The organism is Alphaproteobacteria bacterium PA2 (assembly GCA_002256425.1).
GTDB lineage: Bacteria > Pseudomonadota > Alphaproteobacteria > Caulobacterales > Caulobacteraceae > Phenylobacterium.
In genome coordinates, this window is sequence record NKIZ01000001.1 from 2,947,227 (window position 1) to 2,970,655 (window position 23,429).

Annotated in this window: 23 protein-coding genes; 12 read left to right on the forward strand and 11 right to left on the reverse strand. The window is 65.4% G+C overall.

The window, feature by feature from the left end; translation table 11 throughout:
- The first annotated feature begins 37 nt into the window (after nucleotides 1-37).
- Nucleotides 38-448 (forward strand): TIGR01244 family protein, encoded by a 411-nt coding sequence (locus CFE28_14130; GenBank protein OYU71028.1) that lies wholly within the window; start codon nucleotides 38-40, stop codon nucleotides 446-448.
- 220 nt (nucleotides 449-668) lie between these two features.
- The gene (locus tag CFE28_14135) at nucleotides 669-1,562 is read left to right on the forward strand and encodes an MBL fold metallo-hydrolase (protein OYU71029.1); all 894 of its coding nucleotides are present in this window, start codon (nucleotides 669-671) and stop codon (nucleotides 1,560-1,562) included.
- On the opposite strand, the gene CFE28_14140 is transcribed toward CFE28_14135, so the two are convergent.
- Nucleotides 1,547-3,757: a long-chain fatty acid--CoA ligase gene (locus tag CFE28_14140; GenBank protein OYU71030.1), complete on the reverse strand. Its 2,211-nt coding sequence runs from the start codon at nucleotides 3,755-3,757 to the stop codon at nucleotides 1,547-1,549. The genes CFE28_14135 and CFE28_14140 overlap by 16 nt on opposite strands.
- A 110-nt stretch (nucleotides 3,758-3,867) precedes the next feature.
- On the opposite strand from CFE28_14140, the gene CFE28_14145 reads away from it, so the two are divergent.
- Entirely contained in the window at nucleotides 3,868-4,443 is a 576-nt protein-coding gene (locus CFE28_14145) for a hypothetical protein (protein OYU71031.1), read from the forward strand.
- On the opposite strand, the gene CFE28_14150 is transcribed toward CFE28_14145, so the two are convergent.
- The 4 genes from CFE28_14150 to CFE28_14165 are packed head-to-tail and all read right to left on the reverse strand — an operon-like array spanning nucleotide 4,444 to nucleotide 6,707.
- A complete protein-coding gene (locus tag CFE28_14150; protein OYU71725.1) occupies nucleotides 4,444-4,815 on the reverse strand; it encodes a hypothetical protein in 372 nt (123 codons plus the stop codon).
- Between the two features lie 6 nt (nucleotides 4,816-4,821).
- A complete protein-coding gene (locus CFE28_14155) occupies nucleotides 4,822-5,280 on the reverse strand; it encodes a hypothetical protein (protein ID OYU71032.1) in 459 nt (152 codons plus the stop codon).
- A gap of 3 nt (nucleotides 5,281-5,283) precedes the next feature.
- Nucleotides 5,284-6,258 (reverse strand): hypothetical protein, encoded by a 975-nt coding sequence (locus CFE28_14160; protein OYU71033.1) that lies wholly within the window; start codon nucleotides 6,256-6,258, stop codon nucleotides 5,284-5,286.
- Nucleotides 6,259-6,317: 59 nt separating this feature from the next.
- On the reverse strand, nucleotides 6,318-6,707 hold the full coding sequence (locus tag CFE28_14165) for a TIGR02301 family protein (protein OYU71726.1): 390 nt from the start codon (nucleotides 6,705-6,707) through the stop codon (nucleotides 6,318-6,320).
- Between the two features lie 119 nt (nucleotides 6,708-6,826).
- Here CFE28_14165 and CFE28_14170 point away from each other — a divergent pair, with 119 nt between their 5' ends.
- Both CFE28_14170 and CFE28_14175 read left to right on the forward strand, forming a co-directional pair.
- The gene (locus CFE28_14170; protein OYU71034.1) at nucleotides 6,827-7,432 is read left to right on the forward strand and encodes a hypothetical protein; all 606 of its coding nucleotides are present in this window, start codon (nucleotides 6,827-6,829) and stop codon (nucleotides 7,430-7,432) included.
- A 440-nt stretch (nucleotides 7,433-7,872) separates the two neighbouring features.
- Nucleotides 7,873-8,343, forward strand: coding sequence for a hypothetical protein (locus tag CFE28_14175; protein OYU71035.1), 471 nt, complete (start codon nucleotides 7,873-7,875; stop codon nucleotides 8,341-8,343).
- Here CFE28_14175 and CFE28_14180 read toward each other — a convergent pair.
- The gene (locus CFE28_14180) at nucleotides 8,315-9,238 is read right to left on the reverse strand and encodes a LysR family transcriptional regulator (protein OYU71727.1); all 924 of its coding nucleotides are present in this window, start codon (nucleotides 9,236-9,238) and stop codon (nucleotides 8,315-8,317) included. The two genes, CFE28_14175 and CFE28_14180, sit on opposite strands and share 29 nt — an antisense overlap.
- 178 nt (nucleotides 9,239-9,416) lie before the next feature.
- Between CFE28_14180 and CFE28_14185 the strand changes: the two genes are divergently transcribed.
- The 3 genes from CFE28_14185 to CFE28_14195 all read left to right on the forward strand — a co-directional run bounded on the left by CFE28_14185 (nucleotide 9,417) and on the right by CFE28_14195 (nucleotide 12,421).
- A complete protein-coding gene (locus CFE28_14185; GenBank protein ID OYU71036.1) occupies nucleotides 9,417-10,115 on the forward strand; it encodes a hypothetical protein in 699 nt (232 codons plus the stop codon).
- A 90-nt stretch (nucleotides 10,116-10,205) separates the two neighbouring features.
- Nucleotides 10,206-10,805: an NAD(P)H:quinone oxidoreductase, type IV gene (wrbA, locus tag CFE28_14190; protein OYU71728.1), complete on the forward strand. Its 600-nt coding sequence runs from the start codon at nucleotides 10,206-10,208 to the stop codon at nucleotides 10,803-10,805.
- Nucleotides 10,806-11,170: 365 nt separating this feature from the next.
- Nucleotides 11,171-12,421, forward strand: a complete 1,251-nt coding sequence (locus CFE28_14195) for a hypothetical protein (GenBank protein OYU71037.1) — start codon at nucleotides 11,171-11,173, stop codon at nucleotides 12,419-12,421.
- Here CFE28_14195 and CFE28_14200 read toward each other — a convergent pair.
- The 3 genes from CFE28_14200 to CFE28_14210 are packed head-to-tail and all read right to left on the reverse strand — an operon-like array spanning nucleotide 12,418 to nucleotide 15,380.
- Nucleotides 12,418-12,957, reverse strand: coding sequence for a metal-dependent phosphohydrolase (locus CFE28_14200; GenBank protein ID OYU71038.1), 540 nt, complete (start codon nucleotides 12,955-12,957; stop codon nucleotides 12,418-12,420). The genes CFE28_14195 and CFE28_14200 overlap by 4 nt on opposite strands.
- Nucleotides 12,944-14,446 carry a phosphonate monoester hydrolase gene (locus tag CFE28_14205; protein ID OYU71039.1) on the reverse strand — a complete coding sequence of 501 codons (1,503 nt, stop codon included), beginning with the start codon at nucleotides 14,444-14,446 and terminating at the stop codon, nucleotides 12,944-12,946. The genes CFE28_14200 and CFE28_14205 overlap by 14 nt, the downstream gene beginning before the upstream one ends.
- Nucleotides 14,447-14,459: 13 nt before the next feature.
- A complete protein-coding gene (locus tag CFE28_14210; GenBank protein ID OYU71040.1) occupies nucleotides 14,460-15,380 on the reverse strand; it encodes an Hsp33 family molecular chaperone in 921 nt (306 codons plus the stop codon).
- A gap of 89 nt (nucleotides 15,381-15,469) precedes the next feature.
- On the opposite strand from CFE28_14210, the gene CFE28_14215 reads away from it, so the two are divergent.
- The 4 genes from CFE28_14215 (at nucleotide 15,470) to CFE28_14230 (ending at nucleotide 19,959) form a co-directional block, all read left to right on the forward strand.
- Nucleotides 15,470-16,606 (forward strand): threonine aldolase, encoded by a 1,137-nt coding sequence (locus tag CFE28_14215; GenBank protein OYU71729.1) that lies wholly within the window; start codon nucleotides 15,470-15,472, stop codon nucleotides 16,604-16,606.
- Between the two features lie 111 nt (nucleotides 16,607-16,717).
- Nucleotides 16,718-17,014, forward strand: coding sequence for a hypothetical protein (locus CFE28_14220; GenBank protein ID OYU71041.1), 297 nt, complete (start codon nucleotides 16,718-16,720; stop codon nucleotides 17,012-17,014).
- Between the two features lie 58 nt (nucleotides 17,015-17,072).
- On the forward strand, nucleotides 17,073-18,260 hold the full coding sequence (locus CFE28_14225) for an acyl-CoA dehydrogenase (protein OYU71042.1): 1,188 nt from the start codon (nucleotides 17,073-17,075) through the stop codon (nucleotides 18,258-18,260).
- A 178-nt stretch (nucleotides 18,261-18,438) separates the two neighbouring features.
- A complete protein-coding gene (locus tag CFE28_14230) occupies nucleotides 18,439-19,959 on the forward strand; it encodes a hypothetical protein (GenBank protein OYU71043.1) in 1,521 nt (506 codons plus the stop codon).
- Here CFE28_14230 and CFE28_14235 read toward each other — a convergent pair.
- Nucleotides 19,956-21,056, reverse strand: coding sequence for a glycosyl hydrolase family 10 (locus tag CFE28_14235; protein ID OYU71044.1), 1,101 nt, complete (start codon nucleotides 21,054-21,056; stop codon nucleotides 19,956-19,958). The two genes, CFE28_14230 and CFE28_14235, sit on opposite strands and share 4 nt — an antisense overlap.
- A 97-nt stretch (nucleotides 21,057-21,153) precedes the next feature.
- The gene (locus CFE28_14240) at nucleotides 21,154-23,268 is read right to left on the reverse strand and encodes a hypothetical protein (protein ID OYU71045.1); all 2,115 of its coding nucleotides are present in this window, start codon (nucleotides 23,266-23,268) and stop codon (nucleotides 21,154-21,156) included.
- Nucleotides 23,269-23,429 lie beyond the last annotated feature (161 nt).

Sequence of the window (23,429 nt, forward strand, 5' to 3'; positions counted from 1 at the left end):
CCGATGATGTCAATTAAGCCCAACCGGACCCGCAATCATGTCGAAGTTTACCCGAGTCACCGACCAGATTTCCGTCGCGCCCCAGGTGGCCCTGAGCGACATGGCCATCGCTGCGGCGGAAGGCTTCACCCTGGTGATCAACAACCGCCCGGATGGAGAGGACATGTCCCAGCCCTCCAGCGCTGACATGGAAGCCGCGGCCCTGGCCGCCGGCCTGGCCTATGCCCACATTCCGGTGCGCGGCTCACCCACCATGGATCAGGTGGAGGAAGAGCGGCATCTGCTTGAAAGCCACAGCGGCCGGGTCCTGGCCTACTGCCGGTCCGGCACCCGGTCCATTGTCACCTGGTCCCTGGGTCAGACCCTGGCCGGAGACCGGACCCGGGAGGAACTGGTCGCCCTGGGCGACGCCGCCGGATATGACCTGTCCAGCGTCCTGCCGCGCTAGTACTGCGCAAGGTCGATGGGGATGCGGACCGCCCCGGGAGGCGCAGGTGCAGACGCCGTCGCCGCCGCAACCAGTTGGACCGCCATGAGACACAACAGGGCAAAGGCGATCCGCTGGAGCCGTTTTGAGACAAATATCGCCAGATTGACCATCAATTGCGCCTGGAAACCCGAGTACTGAGCCCCTCAGCGCAAGGAACAGGCCGTCAAAGGACCCGCCCATGATCCCCTATGTCCGCGAGATCAAATTCGAATACGGCGTCTGCGATCAGGTCTCGCCCCTGATCCGGCGGGTGGTGGCCAACAATCCCGGCCCCTTCACCTATCTGGGCACCGGCACCTACATCATCGGCAGGGGCGAGGTCGCGGTCGTCGACCCGGGCCCGGACCTGCCCGCCCACCTGGACGCCATACTGGCGGCGACGGCGGGTGAGACCATCACCCACATCCTCATAACCCACCACCATTCTGACCACTCGCCCCTGGCCGGGCCGCTGAAGGAAAAGACCGGCGCCACCATTTATGGCTGCGCGGTCGAGGTTCCCAAGGCAAAGGACAGCGTCATCACCGAGGCTGGCGCCGATTTCGGCTTTGCGCCGGATGTCAGCCTGTGCGGCGGCGGCCAGATCCTGTCGGGTCCAGGCTGGACCGTTGAGGCCATCGCCACCCCGGGCCACACCTCAAACCACATCTGTTTCGCGCTGAAGGAAGAGAACGCCCTGCTGTCGGGCGACCACATCATGGGCTGGTCGACGACGGTAGTCTCGCCGCCAGACGGCGACATGACCGACTACATGAACAGTCTGGAGCTGATCAAGGCCCGGGAATTCACCACCCTTTGGCCGACCCACGGCCCGCCGGTCACCGAGGTGACGCCCTTCATCGAGGCCTATATCGCCCACCGCAAGGACCGTGAGGCCCAGGTTCTGGGCGCCCTGAGGAATGGTCAGACCCGGATCAAGGAGATGGTCCCGGTGCTCTACGCCACCGTGGATCCCAGGCTGCACCCGGCCGCGGCCCGGTCGGTCCTGGGACACATGATCGATCTGGTGAACCGCGGTGTGGTGATCACCGACGGTTCCGCAGATCTGGATTCAGACTACCGGTTGGCCTGACCCTGGGTCAGGTCCAGACGCACCGCCGCGGGCTGGACCACCGGGGCCTGGGGCTGGGAAACAACCTGCTTGGCCCAGGCGAAGAAGCCCACCGTCGCGGCGGCCAGCGCCAGGATCAGCAGGGCCTTCATGCCGAACCGGCGGAAGCCGGCGAAGGCTGCGCCGATCACGCCCAGCACCGCCGTCAGCACGCTCAGCTGGGCCAGACCGGGGGCGAGGTGCAGCAGGTCCAGGCCAAAGCCCTTTGAATTGCTGATCAGGCCGGTCTGCGACAGGGCCGCCACGCCCACAATGATCAGGGCGGGAAGCAGCGCCAGGACCAGGGCGAAGTTCAGATACCGACGCAGCCAGGGACGCGCGGCGGTGGAGGCCGGTGCGGCGGCCGCAGGCGTTTCCACCTCGGCCTCCGGGGTCGGCAGGCCGGCCAGCTCGGCCTCAACCGCGGCGGCAGGACCGGTATCCGCCAGGGCCTTGGGACCGGGCTCGAACTTCAGGGTCTCAGGGGCATAGATCTTGGGCTCGGGCGGGGCCGCCAGGGCCTTGGTCACAGTGGCAGCCGCAGCCGTCGCGGCAGCTGTCGGCAGGACATAGTCGGCCATGCGCTGACGGATCAGCTTCTTGTCGATCTTGCCCGTGGCGCCCAGGGGGATGTCGTCCACGAAGACCACGTCATCGGGGGTCCACCACTTGGCGATCTTGCCTTCGAGGAATTTCAGGAATTCCTCCTTGGTGCCCTCGACACCCTGCTTCAGCTTGACCAGCAGCAGGGGGCGCTCGTCCCACTTGGGGTGGAAGACGCCGATCACGGCGGCCAGGTCGGCCTTGGGGTGGCCGGCGGCGATGTTCTCGATCTCGATGGAGCTGATCCATTCCCCGCCGGACTTGATCACGTCCTTGGAACGGTCGGTGATCTGCATGAAGCCGTTGGAGTCCAGGGTCGCCACGTCGCCGGTATCGAAGAAGCCGTCCTTGTCCAGGATGTCGCCGCCATCGCCGCGGAAGTACTCGCCGACCACGAAGGGGCCCTTGACCAGCAGCTTGCCGAAGGTGTGGCCGTCCCGGGGCAGGAGCTTGCCGTCGTCGTCCTCGAGCTTGAGGTCGATGGCCAGGGGCGGACGGCCCTGCTTCAGCTGATACTTCAGCTGATCCTCGGCGTTCATGGCCGCGATGATGTGATTGGGGGTGGCCTGGGTGCCCAGGGGCGAGGTCTCGGTCATGCCCCAGGCGTGGGTGACGCTGACCCCGTAGTCGTCCCGGAAGGCGCGGACAATGGCTTCGGGCACGGCCGAACCGCCGATCACCACCCGCTTGAGGGTCGACAGGGTTCCGTTGGTTTCCCGCAGGTGGTTGAGCAGCATCTGCCAGACGGTCGGCACGGCGGCCGAGAAGGTGACCTGCTCGGTCTCCAGCAGTTCGTGGATCGAGGCGCCGTCCAGCTTCTGGCCGGGCATGACCAGCTTGGCGCCCACGGCCGGCGCCGAGAAAGCGACCCCCCAGGCATTGGCGTGGAACATGGGGACCACCGGCAGCACGGTGTCGCAGGCGCCGATGCCCAGGACGTCTGCGCCCATGGTCACCAGGGTGTGCAGGAAGTTGGACCGGTGCGAATAGAGCACGCCCTTGGGATTGCCCGTGGTGCCCGAGGTGTAGCAGAGGCCGGCTGGCGAATTCTCGTCAAAGCCGCCCCAGACGCAGTTCTCGGAGGATTCCTCGACCAGGGCCTCATAGCAGAGGGTGCCCGGGACCTCGTCGGTCATCCGGTCCTGGCCGGCGAAGACGATGATGTGCTTGACCGTCGGGATCTGGCTGCGGATCTGGTTGAGGATCGGCAGGAAGGTCATGTCCGTGAAGAGGACCTTATCCTCTGCATGGTTGATGATGTAGACCAGCTGCTCGGCGAACAGGCGGGGATTGAGGGTGTGGCAGACCGCGCCAATGCCCATGATGCCGTACCAGGCCTCGATGTGGCGGGCGGTGTTCCAGGCCAGGGTCGCGACCCGGTCGCCCTGCACGACGCCCAGGGCCTTCAGCACATTGGAAACCCGCTTGGCGCGCTTGTGAACTTCGCCATAGGTGGTGCGGACAATGGGGCCCTCGACCGAGCGGGAGACGATCTCGCGGTCGCCATGCCAGGAGGCGGCGTGGTCCAGGATACGATCCACGGTCAGCGGCCAGTCCTGCATCCTGCCTTGCATCTTGTTCTTCCTTGAGAGTCGGCCTCCCCAATGAGGCGCTATATAGCTAGTTTCGTCGGGCGCATTTCGCAACGCGTTGCAAGCGACAAGCGAAGGAAGGGGCGACGCCCATGCCGGATAACGGCCTGACTGAACAGCAGAAGAAGTGGATGGCGTCTGTCCGCGCCAGCCTTGAAAGCAGCACCGGCAAGACGCTGGACTCCTGGATCGAAATCGCCGCTGGGTGTCCCGAGACCAGACCCAGGGCCCGCCAGAAGTGGCTCAAGGACCTCCATGGCCTCGGCCAGAACTACGCCATGCTGGTGCTCGGTGAGGTCGCCCGCCGGTCAGGGGAGACGCCCCGCGACCCTGACACCATGAAGGTGAGCCTCTGGTCCGACCCGAATTCAGCGGCCATCGCCCAGGCCCTGCAGGCCAGGGTGGACGCCCTGCCCGGCTCCATCACCGGCCAGAGGAAGACCTACACCACCTGGTCGCGGAACTTCGCCTTCGCCGCCGCAAGGCCGGTCAAGGGCGGCGGCGTTCGGCTGGGACTGGCCGTTGGGCCAGACGTCAGCCCCCGGCTCTCTGAGGCCGATAAGGAAGGCTGGTCCGAGCGGCTGAAATCAGTGGTGGTGCTTGGGAGCCCCGATCAGGTCGACCAGGACCTCGGCGACCTGATGGCTGCAGCCTTCGACCTCAGCTGATCAGACCAGGGCCGCCAGCTTGCGCGGCGCGGCCAGCCGGTAGCTGATCCGGACCCGCTCGGCGATGTGATCCCAGTCCACCGGGTCATCTCCCCCGACGCTCATGGAGAGCCAGCCGGCGACGCCGATATAGGGCGGGAAGAGAAAAAGGTCCGGGTCGGCTTCCAGCAGTATGTCCTGCTCGTCCCGGCCCGAGGTCTTGATCTGGACCACGGTCAGGTCATCGCCATGATGGTTGTGCGTGAAGTAGGCGAACATCTTGCCCTTCACGTGGAAGGCCTGGGACCCGTGGGATATCTTCTCGGCCGTCTCGGGCAGGGCGAGGCAGATCTCCCGGAGTCTGGCCAGAAGGGCGTCCGGATCAGCCGCCAGCATGGCTCAGGCCGCCTTGACCTTCAGGTGGGCGCCGTCCACGCCGGTGACTTCCACAGCCGCCCCTTCCGGTAGGTCCAGATCAGAGTCCGTGGTCGCCGCCCACTCCTTGCCGTCGATGAAGACCCGACCGGCCCGGCCGGTAAAGGCGCCCACTGTCTTGCCATGGTGGCCGATCAGCCGCCCCGTGGCGTCATTGATGTCGCGGTGATCCTCCCCCGCCAGCTGGGGAACGAACCTGCGTCCCAGATAGGTCGAGGCAATGGTCAGGGCCGCGAACACCCCAACAGCCTGCAGGGCGTCCAGAGGCAGGACCATGACCAGCACCGCCATGATCGCCGCGCAGGCCGCGGGCCAGAGAAGCCAGCCTGATCCTGACAGGGACTCAGCCCCCAGCAGGGCGGCGGCCAGACCTGCCCAGACCCAGAAGGGATTGTTGGCCGCAAGGGTCAGCAGCTGATCCATGACCTAGCTCCCGACCGTCGGTACGGAGCTCCCACGGGGTCTCGGCGGAGGCGGAGGCGTCGCCGCAGCCGTATTCCTGGCGCCGCTGACCAGTTCGCCAATGCCGGCGATGGAGCCCACCAGGGAGGCCATGTCGGCAGGGACAATGACCGTACGCTGCTGCGGGCTTTCGGCCAGCTTGGCGAAGGCCTCGACGTACTTCTGGGCGACGAAATAGTTGATGGCGTTGACGCTGCCGGCCTCGATGGCGTCAGAGACCAGCTGGGTCGCCTTGGCTTCAGCCTGGGCCGCCCGCTCGCGCGCTTCAGCGTCGCGGAAGGCGGCTTCCTTGCGGCCCTCGGCCTGGAGGATGGCCGACTGCTTGGCGCCCTCTGCCCGGGCGACCGCAGCCTGCTTTTCGCCGTCAGCCTCGGTGATGACCGCCCGGCGCTCCCGCTCGGCCTTCATCTGGCGGGCCATGGCGTTGGTGATGTCCGGCGGCGGCTGCAGGTCCTTGATCTCGATCCGCGCCACCTTGACCCCCCAGGGGCTGGTGGCCTGGTCGATGACGTCCAGCAGGCGGGTATTGATCTGGTCGCGCTGGCTGAGCACCTCGTCCAGTTCCATATTGCCGACCACCGTCCGCAGGTTGGTCATGGTCAGCTGGGTGATGGCGAAGTCCAGATTGGTGACACGATAGGCCGCATTGGCCGCATCCATCACCTGGATGAAGACGATGGCGTCCACCTGGACAGTCACATTGTCCTTGGTGATCACCTCCTGACGGGGCACGTCCAGCACCTGTTCCATCATGTTGATCTTCCGGCCTACGGCCTCAACAAACGGGGTCAGGAAGCTGATGCCGGGCTTCAGGGTCCGGGTGTAGCGACCAAAGCGCTCGACCGTATATTCCGTGCCCTGGGGGACGATCTTGATCGCCCCCAGAACAATGGTGAGGGCCAGAAATCCGAAGAAGAAGATTGCAATCAACTGGGCCATGTATCGCCTCCGATATGCCTGAAGGACATCCTATATGCGTCTTGGGTCGCTGTCGCCTGTCAGGGTTGATAGGGGTCGGCGGGCGCCGTGCGGGCCAGCCTGGCGGCCAGGACCTTGCCCCGGGCCAGAACCCTGGTCATGGCGGCGCGGGCCGGCGGATTACATGCAGGATGGGCCCCCTGCCGCGCCACAAAACCGGTATTGAAGGCGTCCTTCAGCCTCTGGGCCAGGGCCTCGTCGGGCTGTTCCGTATCCACCAGGCGCATCATCCGGGTCCGCCAGTACTGGTCGCTGGCGCCCTCGCAGACCTGCCGCAGGGCATGGGCCTCGCCCAGGACATAGGCCATGTCCACCAGGGTCTGGCGACCAGCGGGATCGCGGGTCTGCCCAAGGGCGCTGGCAGGCGCGCCCAGCAGCAGGGCGATCAGGACAAGAGGTGGAACGGGCATCCGCATACCGGCAATCTGCCCTCGCCAATGCAGAATGTCACGGCGCGACCCGACTCACGCTTTGATCCGACCCTGATCGGGGCGCAGATGAAGCGCCTGGACTCCGGAGACCAAAGACCATGCGCGCGCCGATATTCGCCCTATGTCTCAGCCTCGCCCTCGTCACTGCGCCTGTAATGGCGGCGACGCCCGCAAAGCCTGCGGCTGCGGCCAAACCAGCGGCGCCCAAGCCCGAAACCCCGAAGACGGAAACGGCCAGGGCCGACGCCCCAAAGCCCGCCAAGCCCAGGTCGGGGCCCTTCTACGCCACCAACCCCGCCGACATCATCGCCCTGTTCTCGACCATGGGCGCCAAGGCCACCCAGGCGAAGTCGGAGGATGGCATGGTGTTTCTGGATGTCACGGCGCCGGGCGCAGCCTTCGGGGTCCAGATGATCGGCTGTGATTCCAAAGGCAGGACCTGCCGCGCCATGGCCCTGTTCTCGGTCTTCGACAAACCCGGGATATCCCTGGCCCAGATCAACGACTTCAACCGCAGCCAGTTCGCCTGTCGTGGCGTCCTGACCCCCGACGGCCAGCCCAGCGTCATGTACGCCGCCCTGGTAGACGCCCGCCTGAACCAGGACCAGACCAGGGCCCACCTGGGGGTCTGGCAGGGCTGCCTGAAGGGCTTCGGGGAATTCGTGGCCGATCCGGTGGAGTTTCTGTCCAAGCCGCATGGCTAGGCAGGGGTGCTGAATGACCCTGCGCCTCCAGGCTCACTGGTCACGCCCAGCCAAAGTTAGTTGTCACATGTTTGGGTTGAGTCTAGCTTCTGCTCATGGTGCGTGCGGGCTTCAACCCTGGTCGGCGAAGCCGAAACATCGGAACGGCTCGCCAAGGGCACGGGCAGGACAATAGTCTGGTTATTCCAGACTTTGCGGCCTCGTATCGAACCTGGAATTCCCGCCTTAACAAGCATCAAGTGGTCCGCCGCTCCGTAGGTGAGCAAACGATCACCTTCTTTGTCGAAGACAATACTGGTGGTTGCCAACATGCCTGCTCAGTCGATGACGTTTGCCATGTCCTGTCCCATCTCCCGCCGGCCGATTGGGAGGGTTTGGAAACCATCGTACTGCGGCAATCGACAAAAAAACAAAGGCTGCTGGATAAGACCTGGGGCCGAATGTTCTACTTTGCTGACCTTGGCGATCAGCGTGGTCGGTCTATTACATTTGGCCCTGCCATCTTCCTTGAGGCGACCGACCCTATCGCCAAGCTGAATTGGTCAAGCTCACTCGATCCCGATGATCAGGCGGAATTGAATCGGCTGAAAGAGGACGGGCACATCATCGAAAAGGTTGGAAGACGCCATGTCTTTCAAATGACCCTCGCGTCAGTTCGCGCCACTCAGCTGTATAGCACCCTGCTCCATGAGATTGGGCACTGGGTGGACTGGTTGGAACGTGTAGAGCGCCCAAGGGATCAAGGTGAGGACTATGACGCTTTGTATGACGCCTTCTTCAACAGACCTAAGGCCGAACGCGAGGCCTTTGCTCATCGGTATGCCGATCTTGCCCGAGAACGCTTGAAGCAATCAGGGGTTATCCCATTCGAGCCCTTGAGCCTCATATTTTCGCCCAAGGCGCCGCGCTGAGCCGTTCCGCCAGGAAGTCCTGCAGCACCTTCACCCGCAAAGGCCTCAGCCGTCCGGGCGGCGTCACCAGGTGCAGGCCGATGTCGGGCGCCCGCCAGTCGCACATCACCGCCTCCAGTCGCCCCTCGGCGATCTCGGACCAGACGAAGAATTCCGGTAAAAGGGTCAGGCCCTGCCCGGCCAGCAGCATGGGCAGGAGGGCGTCGGAATTGTTCACCTGCAGGGGGCCTGAAACCGTGACGCTCTGTTCCTGACCATCGGCGGTGGCGAACCGCCAGACCTCGGGGGTCAGGGCGTAGGCATAGGTCAGGGCCTTGTGCCAGACGAGGTCCCTGGGCTCGGCAGGCCTGGGGCGGCTGGCGAAATAGGACGGGGCGGCCACCAGCACCATGCGCACGGCGCAGAGGCGGCGACTCAAGAGGGCGGAGTCCGGCAGGACGCCGATCCGCACCCCGAGGTCAAAGCCCCGGGCCACCAGGTCCAGCCTCTGGTCTGACAGGTCGAGGTCGATGCTGATGTCGGGATAGGCCCTGAAGAAGTCTGGCAGGTGCGGCGCCACGTGTCGCAGGCCAAAGGACATGGGCGCGGCCAGCCGGACCAGGCCTTGCGGAACCGTGGACTGGGCCATGGTCTCCAGCTCCACGGCCTCGCCCTCGGCCAGCAAGCGCTGGGCGCGGTCGAGGGCCAAGCGGCCGCTCTCGGTCAGGGACAGCCGGCGCGAGGTGCGGTGAAAGAGACTGGTCCCAAGGCGCGCCTCCAGCCGGGTCACCGCCTTGGAAGCCGTCGCCTTGGAGAGGTCGAGGTCCTGCGCCGCCCGGGCGAAGGCGCCGGTCTCGGCCACCTTGGCGAAGACGGCCCAGGCCTCGAAGTCAGGAAGCTTGCCCACGGCGATCATGTCCAATTCAGAAACAATGAATTTCTATCGTTTCTATTTCGGATTTCCAAGGGGTCGCTATCTTCCCCTCAAGCAAGCGCCGCCCCCGCAGCGTCATTTCAAAAGATTGAGAGCATTTTTCGATCCGATAACCGGTTCCCACTTATCGGAAAACGCTCTCGCAAGGAGGTCTCCCCCCATGATCGAAGTCCGCAGCTTTGACAGCCTGGGCGCCGCCGACCACGGCTGGCTGGACGCCCGCCACCACTTTTCCTTCGCCGACTATTACGATCCCAAGCGCATGGGCTGGGGCCCCATCCGGGTGTGGAATGATGACCGCATTGCGCCCAACACCGGCTTTCCGCCCCATCCCCACGCCAATATGGAAATCGTCACCTATGTCCGCGAAGGCGCCATCACCCACCAGGACAGCCTGGGCAATCGCGGCCGCACTGAAGCGGGCGACGTTCAGGTGATGAGCGCCGGGTCTGGCATCCGCCACGCCGAGTACAATCTCGAGGCAGGCCCCACCACATTGTTCCAGATCTGGATCCAGCCCAACCAGGCTGGGGGCCAGCCCTCCTGGGGCGCCAGGCCCTTTCCCAAGGGCGACCGGGCCGGTCAGTTCGTGACCCTGGCCTCCGGCGTGCCCGGAGACGAAGACGCCCTGCCCATCCGCACCAATGGCCGGGTGGTCGCCGCCACCCTCAAGGCCGGTGAGACCGCCACCTACCCCCTGGGCGCCGAGCGGTTCGGCTATCTGGTTCCGGCCACCGGCTCGGTAGAGGTCAATGGCGTCACCCTGAAGACCCGGGATGGCGCCGCCATCCGCGACGAGGCCACCCTGACCGTCACCGCCCTGGAAGACGCGGAACTGGTTCTGGTCGACGCCGCTTAACCCAGGGACTGCCCCAAACCCCCGTTCGCCAACTGCCGTCCCCCTGGGGCGGCGGCGCGAGCCCCCATGTCTGCAAATCAGGAATTCAAGATGACCAAGGTCCTCGTCCTCTATCACTCCACCTACGGCCACATCGAAACCATGGCCCAGGCCGTCGCTGAAGGCGCTCGCGAAGCCGGCGCCCAGGTCGACGTCAAGCGGGTGCCGGAAACCGTTCCCCTCGAAGTGGCCAAGGCGGCCCACTACAAGCTCGACCAGGCCGCGCCGATCGCCACGGTCGCCGAGTTGGCCGACTATGACGCCATCATCATCGGCGCTGGCACACGGTTCGGCCGGATGGGCTCGCAGATGGCGGCCTTCCTGGACCAGGCGGGCGGGCTCTGGGCCCGGGGAGCCCTCAATGGCAAGGTGGGCGGCGCCTTCACCTCCACCGCCACCCAGCACGGCGGTCAGGAGACCACCCTCTTCTCGATCATCACCAACCTGCTGCACTTCGGCATGGTGATTGTCGGCCTGGACTATGGCTTCGCCGGCCAGATGACCCTGGGCGAAATCACCGGCGGGGCGCCCTATGGGGCGACAACCCTGGCCGGAGGCGACGGATCCCGTCAGCCGTCCGAGAACGAACTGGCCGGCGCCCGCTACCAGGGCCGTCGGGTGGCCGAAACGGCGATCAAGCTCACGGCCTGAAGGACCCACCCCCGGTCATACCGGCGAAGGCCGGTATCCAGGTCATAGGGCGAGGCATGTCCGGAAGGGTTGCTCTTCGGATGATCGACATATTCACAACCCTACGAACTGGACCCCGGCCTCCGCCGGGGTGAGCGGTGGAAGGGGAATGGCGCGGGCGAACCTCCAACCTCCCGGTCATACCGGCGAAGGCCGGTATCCAGTTCATAGGGCGCGACATGTCCGGAGAGGTTGCTCTTCGGATGATCGACAGACTCGCCACCCTACGAACTGGACCCCGGCCTCCGCCGGGGTGACCGGTTGAGGTAGTTGACTCCCCCGCCTGCCCGCGCATCCTGCCTCCAACAGGAAGCGGGGGAAGCGGAATGACCACAGGTGCAGCGGGGGACCGCCATATCTCGATCGACGCCGTGCGCGGGGTCGCTATCCTGGGCATTCTGCTGATGAACATTGTCGGCATGGGCCTGCCGACCTTCGCCTATATCAACCCGACCTATGCCGGCGGCCATGAGGGGGCCGACCTGTGGACCTGGGCGATCAACAACGTCCTGACTGACGGCAAGATGCGGGCCCTTTTCACCATGCTGTTCGGGGCCAGCACGGTTCTGATCGCCAGCCGGGCCGCGGTTGGAACCGGCCTGGGACCGGCCCAGACCCACTATCGCCGCCTGTTCTGGATGTTCGTTATTGGCATGCTGCACGCCTATTTCCTCTGGTACGGCGACATTCTGGTGACCTACGCCCTGGCCGGCGTGTTCATCTTCCCCTTCCGCAAGCTGAAGCCCCGGGTGCAGATCGCCATCGGCGTGGCGGTCCTGACCGCTCTGCTGGGCTATCACCTGTTCGAGACCGCAGCCCTGGAGGCCATGAAAGCCGCCGCCGCTGCGCCGGGCGCCAGCCCTGCCGCCCTGAGCGCCTGGCAGGAGGCGTCCTTCCTGATCAATCCGCCGGCCGAGATGGGCCAGCAGGAGCTGGCCCTGTTCCGGGGCGACTTCTTCCAGGCCCTTCAGGCAAGGACCCAGGTGGCGTCCCTGTTGCAGACCACCATCATGCCGACCGACGAAATTCCCGAAGCCATCGGCCAGATGTTCATCGGCATGGGCCTGTTCCAGACCGGCTTCTTCACCCTGGGCTGGTCAAGCCGGGCCTATGGAACCCTGATCGCCGTGGGCTATGGCCTGGCGGTTCCGGTGACGGCGATCCTGACCTGGCTGATCTGGAAGGGCGATTTCGAGCCCCTGCGCCTCCACGCCCTGGAGGTCTGGCAGGCCCCGACCCGGCCAATCATTGCCCTGGCCCATGCCAGCGTCCTCCTGCTGATCATCCGAGCCGGCGCCCTGAAAGCCCTGACCGAGCGTCTGGCCGCGGCCGGCCGCATGGCCTTCAGCAACTATCTGTTGACCTCGATCATCACGAGCACGGTCTTCTGCGGCTATGGGCTGGGCCTCTATGGCCACCTGTCGCGGTTCCAGCAGCTGGGCGTGGTCTTCGCCGTCTGGGCCTTCATCCTGATCTGGAGCAAGCCCTGGCTGGAGAAATTCCAGTACGGGCCTTTTGAATGGCTGTGGCGCTCCCTGGTCCAGTGGAAGCGCCAGCCCTTCGCAAAGGCTGCCTAGGCCCTGGCGAACTGCCGGAGGGCGGGCCGCCAGTAGTCCAGGTCAGGCACATCGGCTCCCACCACCTTTGCAGCCTCGTCAGCGCGACGCAGGTCCAGGCCTGCCTTGCCATGGGGCTCGGCGTCGAAGGCGGCGACTTCGACATCCGACATGTCGCCGCCCTGCAGGGCCAGGGTGCGGATGCTCTCTGGCGAGAGGCGGGCCCGATAGGTCGGGTCTGTGGTGACCAGATAGCGTTTGGCCGGGATGTGCAGGGCCACAAGCTCAGCAATGCGGTCGCCCATCAGGTCACGGACCAGGCTCGCCCCGGCCACCCCATGGTCCCGGATATGCGAGACCGTATGCCCGACATCATGGAGCAGGCCAGCCACCTGGAGCTCAAGGTCATCTGGCGCCAGACCCCGGAGTTCCGCTGCGCACTGCAGGCCGTGGTCCAGCTCCGTCAGACCTTCGGCTTCCGAAGACGGGGTCCGCCCCATCAATTCCAGAAAGGCCTCAAGCGACGCGACATTGGCGAAGGGTTCAGGCTGTGACACGGGCGGTCTCTCCCCAGTTTGCGGGCATGGCGGGCCACCGACCGACGCCGCCGTTCTGAACGAGCATGCCGGTCAGGGTGCGGTCAGTTGTCTGGGCGCGCCAGGTCAGGAGGGCCTGGGCCTGCTCGAGTATCACCGCCGGATCCGTCACCAGGGTGCGCCAGGTGGGATCGGCTGCGAGGTCGAAGCACAGGGAAGCGCCATCGCCAAAGTGCACATAGGCGACATCAGCCCGGCGCTGGACCACCAGATTGCGGGTCTCGAGGCGCCGGTCCCAGGGCCAGGGATCGGGGCTGGCCGGGATCTGTGCCTGCCGCCAGTCATATTCCCAGTGGGCGGCGTCCCGCCACCAGGGCGGAATTTCATTGCGCAGGAAATGGGTCAGCGGCGCCCCGTCGCACTGGGCGGGCACCGGAACTCCGACGGCTTCGCAGATGGTCGGGAAGATGTCGACATTCTCGGTGAAGGCCTCGACGGTCAGGCCCTTCGACCCCCGGGGATCACGGACAACGCAGAGGATGTGATAGCTCTCTTCGAACCAGGCGGCCTTCTGGATCAGGCCGTGATCGCCCAGCTGCTCGCCATGGTCGGCGGTGACAATGATCAGGGTGTCTTCCCACTGGCCCGATGCTTCCAGCGCCGCCCAGATCCGGCCCAGCTGGTGGTCGGCCTCGCTGACCATGCCGAAATACTGGCGCTGGATGTGGTCCATGTCGGCGGGCGCCGCATAGCCCGGGACCCCGAGCAGACGCTCATGGAGCTTGTGCAGCGCCGGTCCCGCAGCAATGGGGGTTGGCAGGTCTGCATCATCATAGAGCTTCGAGAAGTCTCCCGCCGCCGCATAGGGCGGGTGGGGACGGGTCTGGCTGATATGGGCGAACCAGGGTTTTTCCTGCGTCTCCATCCAGCCCAGGAGCCGCTCGGTCAGGAAGGCCGACATGCTGTGCTCGGCCGGACGTTGGGGTTCGGACTCCAGCATGGCGTCCCAGTCGGGAACCACCTCGTGGCCGAGGCCTGCGAGCCAGTCATACCAGCACTGGGCGTCGTCCGGCTTCAGCTCAAGGCCGACTGAAAACCCCGGCAGGACGCCTTCATAGGACAGCAGTCGCGGGTCATCCGGGCCGTCGGTCTCGCGGGGATCGACGCTCTGATCGGTATAGCCGAACAGGGTGGGGGCATAACCGGCGCGGCGGGCGGCCAGGGCCAGGTTGTCGAAGCCGGCGTCCAGGGGCGTGCCATTGGCCACCACCCGATGGTTCATCTGGTACATGCCGGTATAGAGGCTGGCCCGGCCCGGACTGCAGGGGGCGGCCTGGCTGTAATGCCGGGCGAAACGCACGCCCTCGGCGGCGAGCCGGTCAAGGTTTGGCGTCCTGACCACCGGATGACCGGCGCAGGACAGACAATCCCCGCGGAACTGGTCGAGGGTGATGAGCAGTATGTTCAAGCTTTGACTCCGGGCGGGCTCAGGGACCGTAACCGAGGTCAATGACAGGTTCGCGTCAAGTCTCTGCGGCGGCGATCAGTTGCTCCGGCGTCAGGGCGTAGACCGAGGCGCAATACTCGCAGGTCACCCGGATCATGCCGTCGTCTTCGAGCATGTCCGCCTGCTCCTCAGGGGCGAAGGACGAGAGGACGCTGATAATCCGGTCCTCTGAACATCTGCAGACCGCCTTCAGGACCTTGGGCTCGAATACCCGGACACCGTCCTCGTGGAACAGGCGGAAAAGCAGACCCTCCGAAGTCAGGGTCGGGTCGATCAGCTCGTCCTCGCCAATGGTCTCGAAGAAGGCCTGGGTGCGTGTCCAGGCCTCGGCTGTGGAGCCCCGGGCGTCGTCCTCGGCGATGTTCTGGATCAGCATGCCGCCGGCCCGCCAATGGGTCCCCTGCGCATTGACCACCTGCCCCACAGCCAGGCGAACCCGGGTAGGGGTCTGTTCCGACTGGGCGAAATACTGCTCGGCGCATAGGGCCAGGGTCTCGCCCTCGATGGCGGTCACCCCCTGATAGCGGTCCATGTCCGGGCCCTGGTCGACGGTCATGATGAAGACCCCCTGCCCCAGCAGGGTCTTGGCGCCAGGGCGGATGAAGCCCTTGCCGGCCTCGGCGACGGCGGCCTCGTCATAGCGGCAATAGCCGCGGATATGGCCCGAGGTGTCATAGTCGCAGACCACATAGCGCACCGGCCCGTCGCCCTGGGCCTGGACGATCATCCGGCCTTCGAACTTGAGGTTGGACCCGACGAGAGCCGCCAGCGCGCAGGTTTCGCCCAGCAGGTTGGCGACGGCTTCGGGATAGTCATGGGCCGCCAGGATCTTGTCGATGGCGGGACCGAGGCGCGTGATGCGGCCGCGTACAGGCTCACCTTCGATCTGGAAGGGAGCGACATGGTCGTCGGTGACATCGGCGAAGGGGGCGGACATTGGGGGACCCATGGATTTGCGGGCGAAGCGCGGTCATATAGTCGTGCGCGCCGCCAATTGCGAGCCGCCCTGCGCCGGAGTCCCCCATGATGCCCAGCGACGACCAACGTCTCCACGGCCATCTGATCGGCCGCCAGGGCTCGAGGCGGGACCTGAACACGCCGGTTCTGGTGGTCGAGCTGGCTGCCCTTGAAGCCAATATTGCGACCATGGCGGCCCTGGTGAAACGGCATGGCGTCGACCTCCGGCCCCACGCAAAGACCCACAAGAGCGTCGACATCGCCCGGCTCCAGATCGCCGCCGGAGCCGTCGGACTCTGCTGCGCCAAGCTGGGCGAAGCCGAGGCCCTGGCCGCAGGCGGGATTACCGGCCTGCACATCACCTCTCCTGTGGTCACGCCTCAAGCCATCTCCAGACTGGTCGCCCTGCAGGCGCAGAGCCCGGACCTGTCGGTGGTGGTCGACAACCTCTTGAACATCGCCGCCCTGAACGCCGCGGCGTCAGCGCCCTTGACGGTTCTGGTCGATATTGACCCTGGCCTGCATCGAACCGGCGTCGCTTCGCCAGACGAGGCCGTCGCCGCCGCCAGAGCCATCTCCCAGGCCGATCACCTGGTCTACGGCGGGATCCAGTTCTACTGCGGCCGAGAGCAGCATATCCTCGGCTATGCCGAGCGCCGGACCGCCATGGAAACCCGCACCGCCTATCTGCAAAGCGTGATCAGGGCCCTGGAAGGCGCCGGTCTATCGCCGCCGATCATTACCGGGTCAGGCACGGGAACCCATCAGATCGACCTGGAGCTGGGCGTCTTCACCGAGCTGCAGGCCGGGTCCTATGTGTTCATGGACGATCAGTATCGCGCCTGCGACCTGACCGGCGAGGGCGCCGAGGCCCCGCGTTTCCAGTCCTCCCTCTTTGTTGACGCCAGTGTGGTCAGCGCCAACAGCAAGGGGCTGGTGACGGTGGACGCCGGTCTGAAGGCCTTCGCCACTGAAGGCGACCCGCCCCGCCCGACGGGGGTCAATGCCCGCTACGCCTTCATGGGCGATGAGCACGGCGCGCTCGTTGCGGAATGCATTGAGAACGAACTGCCCCTGGGCGCTCCGGTCAGGCTGACCATTCCCCACTGCGACCCCACCGTCGACAGGTTTGACAGCTATCATCTGCTTGAGGGCGACACGCTGAAGGACATCTGGCCGGTCAGCGCCAGGGGAAGATCACGCTAGGACGCCCCTGCGACACTTGCGTTCATAGAGTGTTGGCAGGCCCGGTGATATCATGGCGCCGTGAACAATCCGCTGAGCCAACACGACCGTCGCGCAGACCCACGGGAGACCGTGAACCAGCGCGCCCGCGTCTTCTACGGGCCGACCCGCGCCATGTGGGCCGACGCGCAGATTGTCGACCTGTCCAAGTCCGGCGCCAAGCTGATGGTCCCGGAGATCTATCCCCTTTCCCCGCGTTTCCTGGTCCTGCAGATCAGGGGCGGCGTGGTCTATGAAGTCCGGCTTCGCTGGCGTCGTGGGGATCTGGCCGGTCTGGCCATTGAAGGCCGACGGGAAATCGAAGGCTCCAGCGATCAGGACCTGATCGCCCTTGAGCCGACCTGGAGAGCTTTGGCGGCCATGTCCTGAAGGGGTATGGGCACACCTCTTGCATCCGGCTAGGTTATTCTTGCCAGGAGGCGCCAAAATGCGCACCAAGTCTGAAATTGGGACACTCGAAGTGACCAGTGTCGGGACACAATTCCCAGCCGAGGTTCTCGAGATCGCCCGGGCGACTGCCGAGGCGGTCGACGCGGAGGGGCGGTTTCCGTCTGAAACCTTTGAGGCTCTGAAGGCCCACGGACTGCTCAGCTTCCTCGTGCCGGGCGTCTATGGCGGGGCGGGCGGGAGCCTGGCCGACGCAGCGCTTCATTGCCAGGCCCTGGGCGCTGCCTGCGCCAGCTCAGCCATGATCCTGGCCATGCACCACATCCAGGTGGCCAGCCTGGTTCGCCACTCCGCGGCCAATGGATGGCATGCGGACTTCCTGCGTCATCTGCAAAGGGACCAGTTGCTGCTGGCCTCCGTCACTTCGGAAGAAGGCGTCGGTGGCAGCATCCGCACCAGCAGCTGCGCCCTGGAGCGGGACGGCGATGAGTTCTCGGTCACAAAGCGTGGAACGGCTGTGTCCTACGGCGCTGCGGCCGACGCCCTGCTGCTGACGGCCCGGGCTCATCCGGCCGCCCAGAAGGTCGATCAGGTGATGGTGGTGATTGATCGCTCGGGGCTCGCCCTGGAACGCACCAGCGTCTGGGACGCCATGGGCATGCGCGGCACCGGAACCGAGGCCTTTGTCGTAACCGGCCGCGGATCGATCAGCCAGATCGTGCCGGCCCCCTTCGCAGAGATCGCCGCCGCCACCATGACTCCGGTCTCCCACATCCTGTGGAGCGCAGTCTGGACCGGGATCGCTGGCGACGCCGTCAACCGTGCCTGGAATTTCCTGCGCGCCCGTCGCAAACCCGGGGAAACCGAACTGCCCCAGGGCGCCCTGATCCTGGCCGAAGCCGTCGAGGTCCTGCAGATGGCCGAGGCCCGCCTGCGAACAGCCATTGCGGGCTTTGAATGGGACTCCAACGCCGCGCCAAACTTTGCCGGCGCAGCTTTTGACAACGGCCTGAAGACCTCGGTTTCCGAGGCCTGCCTGCATGTCGCCCGGGAGGCGATGACGGTCTGTGGGTTTGTCGGTTATGCCCGTTCGGGGGAATTCAGTGTGGCTCGGCATGTGAGGGATCTCACCTCCGCCCCGCTGATGATCGCCAATTCACGCATGCGGGATGGCGCGGCCAGATTGCTGATGGCCCAGCGCCCGCAAATCGGGCTGGGCTCTGTCTGAACCGACCAGCGCGACCAGTATGCAAACCGATTCCACATTGGCTCCGGTTGGCCACCTGCCTTCCGTGCGCCCTGTAGAGATCGCCGGACAGTTCGGGTGGCTGCACCTCTCCAGCTCGGCGCCTCGACGGCGGGCCGGCTTCGTATTCTGCGCGCCTCCGGGCCGGGACGGACGTTGCGTGCACCGTCCCCTTCGGAGCCTGGCCCAGTCCCTCTCGGCCCTGGGGTTTCCCGTCCTGAGGATAGACCCTCTCGGGATCGGAGATTCTGCAGACCTCGACGAGGACGCCGAGGCCTGGAGCCATTGGCGCCACGGCGCTGAAGCGGCCAGGGATTTCCTGAAGGGCCAGACCGGGGTCGATCAGGTCGTCATGGCCGGTCTTCGGATGGGCGGCCGCCTGGCCGCAGACATTGCATCAGAAGGGCTTCTTCTCCTGGCGCCAGTCGCCTCGGGCAAGACCTGGCTGCGGGAGCTCAAGCTGGCCGCCGCCATGAGCGGAACCTCGGGCGCAGAGGGGGATGATGGGCTGGAGTCAGAAGGCCTGCGTCTCAGCGGGGCAGCCGTCCGCAGCCTGCAGACCGTGGATCTCGCAAGCCTGACCACAACAGCGGCCCACGCCCTGGTCTTCGCCCAGAACGCCCAGGCGGCCAGTGTGGGCAAGCGCCTCACCGACCTTGGGGTTGACACCCAGGTTCACGACTTCCCCGGTTATGAAGACCTGCTGGATGACAGCCACAGCAACAAGGCGCCTTCGGAAGTCTTCGAGATCATCCTGGCCTGGGCGGAGCAGACCTATCCCGGAAACCAGCTATCGGCCCCGCAACCGGACCTGCAGCCCTGCCGGATGTCAGGCCCGGGCTATGTGGAAGATCCGGTCGACCTGGGCGGCGGATCCAACGGCCTGGTCACCCGCCCCGTTGCTCCCTCTGGCCTGGGTCTCATCATCTGCAATACCAGTTGCGAACCCCGGGCGGGGATCGGACGGTTTGCGGTCTCGACCGCACGCACCCTGGCATTGGAAGGCGTGACCAGTCTGAGGTTCGACTTCCTCAGCATGGGTGACAGCGATGCCGAGGGCGAGGGCCACATGTATCTGGCCGATCGCAATCCTGAATTCGCCCGGGCTGAAGCCTTCCTGCGAGGTCAGGGATGCACGAAAATCGCCGTTCTCGGCGTCTGCTCCGGCTCTTTCCACGCCATCCGCGCCACGAGCGCGCTTGAAACCCTGGACAGGGCCTATTGCGTCAGCTCCCGGCTGGTCTGGCAGAAGGGCGACAGCCTGGACCCGCAGTTCCGCGATCAGGGCAAGGCGACGGTCAGCTATGTCGCCGGCGTCCGCAATCCGGAAACCTGGAAACGTCTGATCAAAGGGGACATCGACGTCCCGGCTGTGCTCCGCACCCTCTGGGGCCGTCTGCTGACCAAGGTAAAGGCCCGGCTGAACAGCAAGGCCAGCGCCCCTCTGCGCCAGGGCGTCGCGGCCATCTCCGGACGGGGCGGAGCCCTGCGGCTGGTCATGGGTCTGGAGGACTCATCCCTGGACGAGCTTGAATCCTATTTCGGGCCCCGGGCGGGGCGGTTCACCCGTCAGCCCGGCATGTCCATGCTGGTGATTGATGACCTGGACCACGGTCTCGCCAAGGCCGCCAATCGCGCAATCGTGCTGAAGGACCTCAAGGCCTTCCTCGACCTGGGCTAGACCCCGAAAGACTTCGCCAGAGCGAAGGCGCTCGCCTTGGGCTGAAGGTCAGAGTCATACGGCAAGGGCCGGACCGGATCGCCATCGGCGCGGGGGAAGAAGACCGACTTCGAAGTGTATCGGTCGGACAGTCCCCAGGTCACCACCATCTCGACGGCGGGATTGGCCAGAACCGCTTCAAGGAAGCGGGCATAGTTTTCGGCCACCACCTGATCGCGGACAGACGCTGGCCCCGGAATATTCTGATCGCTGACATCCAGTTCGGTGATCAGGATCTTCAGGCCAAGGTCGCTGACCGCCGCCAGGAAATCCCGCAGCCCCTGGCCGAAGGCAGGAGGCCGGTCTCCCCAGAGATGGCCTTGCAGGGCCAGGGCCTGGACCGGAACACTCCTGGAAAGCAGGGTTTTCAGGAAGGCCAGGGTGGTTCCGCGCTTCTCGACCATCCAGCGCTCGTCGTCATATTCCAGGCCATAGTCGGAAAAGGCCAGCAGGGCCCTGGGGTCGGAATCATGCGCGGCGCCGAAGGCAATGTCGAAATAGGCTGGCCCAAGGGCCTTGTACCAGGGCGAAATCCGCAGGCCGTCAGGGCGACCGTCATTGCGCTCAATACCTTCATTGACCACGTCCCAAGATCTGACGACCCCGGCATAGCGTCCCACCACCGTCCGGATGTGGTCCAGCAGCAGGCCCTCGCCCCGCCCTGCCCTCAGTGCCGGGGCCAGCCAGTCGGGCATGGCGTCGTGCCAGACCAGGCAGTGGCCATGCATGGGCACGCCGTTTGTCCGGGCGATGGCGGCCACCCGGTCAGAGGCGCCGAAGTCAAAGCGGTCCTCAGCTGGGCGCAGGGCGTCCCACTTCATGGCGTTTTCGGGGGTCAGAATGGCGCACTGGCGGGCGACCAGGGCTGCGAAGTCTGCGTCTCCCTCAATGGATTGAGGCTCTATGGCCGCGCCAAACAGGATCCCCTTCTGGCCGGCCACGTCCGTCAGTATCGGGTCAACCTCGGTGACGGGCGCGCCCTGGGTGCAGGCAGGGCCAGCCAGGAGTCCTAGGCCGCCAATCAGGGCGGCCCGTCGGGTCAGATGGGGCGGGAACATGGGCTGGTCCTCCGTTCGTCAGAGGCGATAGGTGTCGATCCTGCCGGGCTCAAGGACTCTCCCCCGTCGGGGGAACCCGATAGCCGCCAGGGGGCGGTCAGAGCGACCGGTAAAGCCACCGGGGAATGTAGAAGGACCGCTTGTTCAGAACAGCGCCGATCACCTGGCCGCCGGCGTCCTCTACCTGATCCACCAGACGCCGCGCCACCGCCGCGCGGGTGACTTCGGCCTCGACCACCACAAGGGTCGCATCCGCCAGGGCCGCAACTTCAATACCCGCAGACGAACGCTCAAATGCGGGAGAGTCGATGAGGATCAGGTCAAAGCTGGAACGGGCCGCCTTGATGATCGTACTCCACTTGGCTTCCTCCACCTTCAGGCCGCCGGCCCCGATCGGCGCGGAGACGAAAAGTGTCGTATCGCCGACCTGGAAGGTGCGGCGTTCGGAAGACACGGGATTGAGGTCATGACCCTGTGCGGCGAACATGGACGCCGCCCCGCGCCCATCAGGCGGTTCAATGTCCAGCAGCAGGACCTTGCGCATGCCGCCTGAAACGGCGATCGCCGCCAGGTCCCGGGTAAGGTTGGAAACCCCCTCCCCTTCATGGGCGGAGATCAGCTGCATGACCCCGCCGCCGGATCTCTGGAGGGTCGACATCACCCGTAGCAGCAGGCGCCCTTCATCCTGGCTGAGGCGGGAAGGCGTCAGTCTGCCGGACCGGCGCGGCGAGCCTTCGTCATCAAGGGCGACCGACAGCAGGACTGGAACCCCCACCTTGTCCTCGAGATCCCTGGGGGTGACCATGACCTCGGAGAGGGCCGACGCCAGGACCACGGTGGCGAAGGCGGCGGCCATGCCGGCGACAATTCCCGCCAGCAGCATGAGGGTCCGGCCGGTCTTGCCGCGGATCGGCGGCTCCGCGGCCTGGATCACCCGGACATTTGCGCGGGAGCGGGCGGTGGAGTTGGCGATGCCGCCATCCTCGACGGTCCGGTCGAGGTCCTGCAGGGCGCCTTCGACCACGGTGCGGGCGCGCATGAGCTCCCGATATTCCGGGCCGATCCGCACAAGTTCCTCCAGCCGGTTCGTCACCTGATCCAGGGACTGGGTCAGGGCGGACCGACCACTGCGCAGGCCAGCGACATCCCCTGAGGAGTCAGCCAGTTCCGTGTCGATCTGCTGGTGAACAGGGTTCAGCCCCCTGCGCTCCACGGAAACCTGCTGGGCCGGAACCCGACGCATTTCAGCCTGGACGGCGGCGATCCGCGCATCGAGTTCGGTGAGCAGCGGATAGCCTTCCCGGAATTTTTCCGCCGCTTCCCGCCTCTGGGCCTGCAGGGCGATGAGGTTCTGCATGAGACCTTCCATCACCGTGGAACGCGAGCGGTCCGTCGAGACCTGGATCTCCTGCGGGGTTGTCCGGCGCAGGATCGAAAGCTGGGACGCCCGCCCGGCGCGGGTGGCGATCTGCTGGTCCAGGGACTGCAACTGGCCCTGCAGGAGCGCCTGCTGGGTCTGAACCGCGTTGAATTCCTGGGTATAGTCGCCAAAGCCGTACCGGGTGGAGAAGTCGGTGATCTGGGCCTCGATCTGGTTCAGCCTCTGGCTGAGCACATCACGCTGGACGCTGACCGTCGTTGGGTCCGCCCGTTTGAAGACTTCGCTGCGACGGACCAGATAGACCTCGACCAGCTTGTTCAGAAGGTCGGCGGACACCTTGCGGTCCCGGGCCTTGAGCTTCATCTCCACCACGTTGGAGGTGGGAATGTTCGTGATGGTGAGGTCTTTTTCCAGCTGGTCCACACCCTTGCCCAGGCCATCGGGCATGCCTGCAAAATTGGGGTAGACCCGCGAAAGGCCAATGGTCTTCAGGGCCTCTGTCCGAACATCCCTTGATTTCAGGATTTCCATTTCGGCCAGGACGATCTGGGACCGGTCAAAGGATTGCGCCGTCGCCGTCTCCGTCGCGGACGACTTGAACACATAGTCACCGCCCAGCAGGATCAGCAGACGGGACTGGGCCACATAGACGGTCTGGGCAAAGAAGATGGCGACCCAGGCCAGCAGGAAGGGCAGCAGGAAGGCCAGTATGGCCTGTCGCTTGTAATAGAATACCGGAGTGATCAGCTCGCGCAGGGTGAAGGGCGTCCGAATCCTGCGCTTGGAGGGCGGTGCGGCGTACGATGTCTGATCGAGGACCGCGGAATTCATCAAGACGCTGGGCGACAGGGGTTGCGGCGACGCACGCCGGGGCTTTGGTTCCTCCCAATTGGTAAAGATTTGCGGTTAACAAAAAGCTGCCGAGCCCGCCTTCGCCAACCCTTTGATAACCATAAACTGAGAAACCCGTAGGGATTGGACTGCGCGCCGCG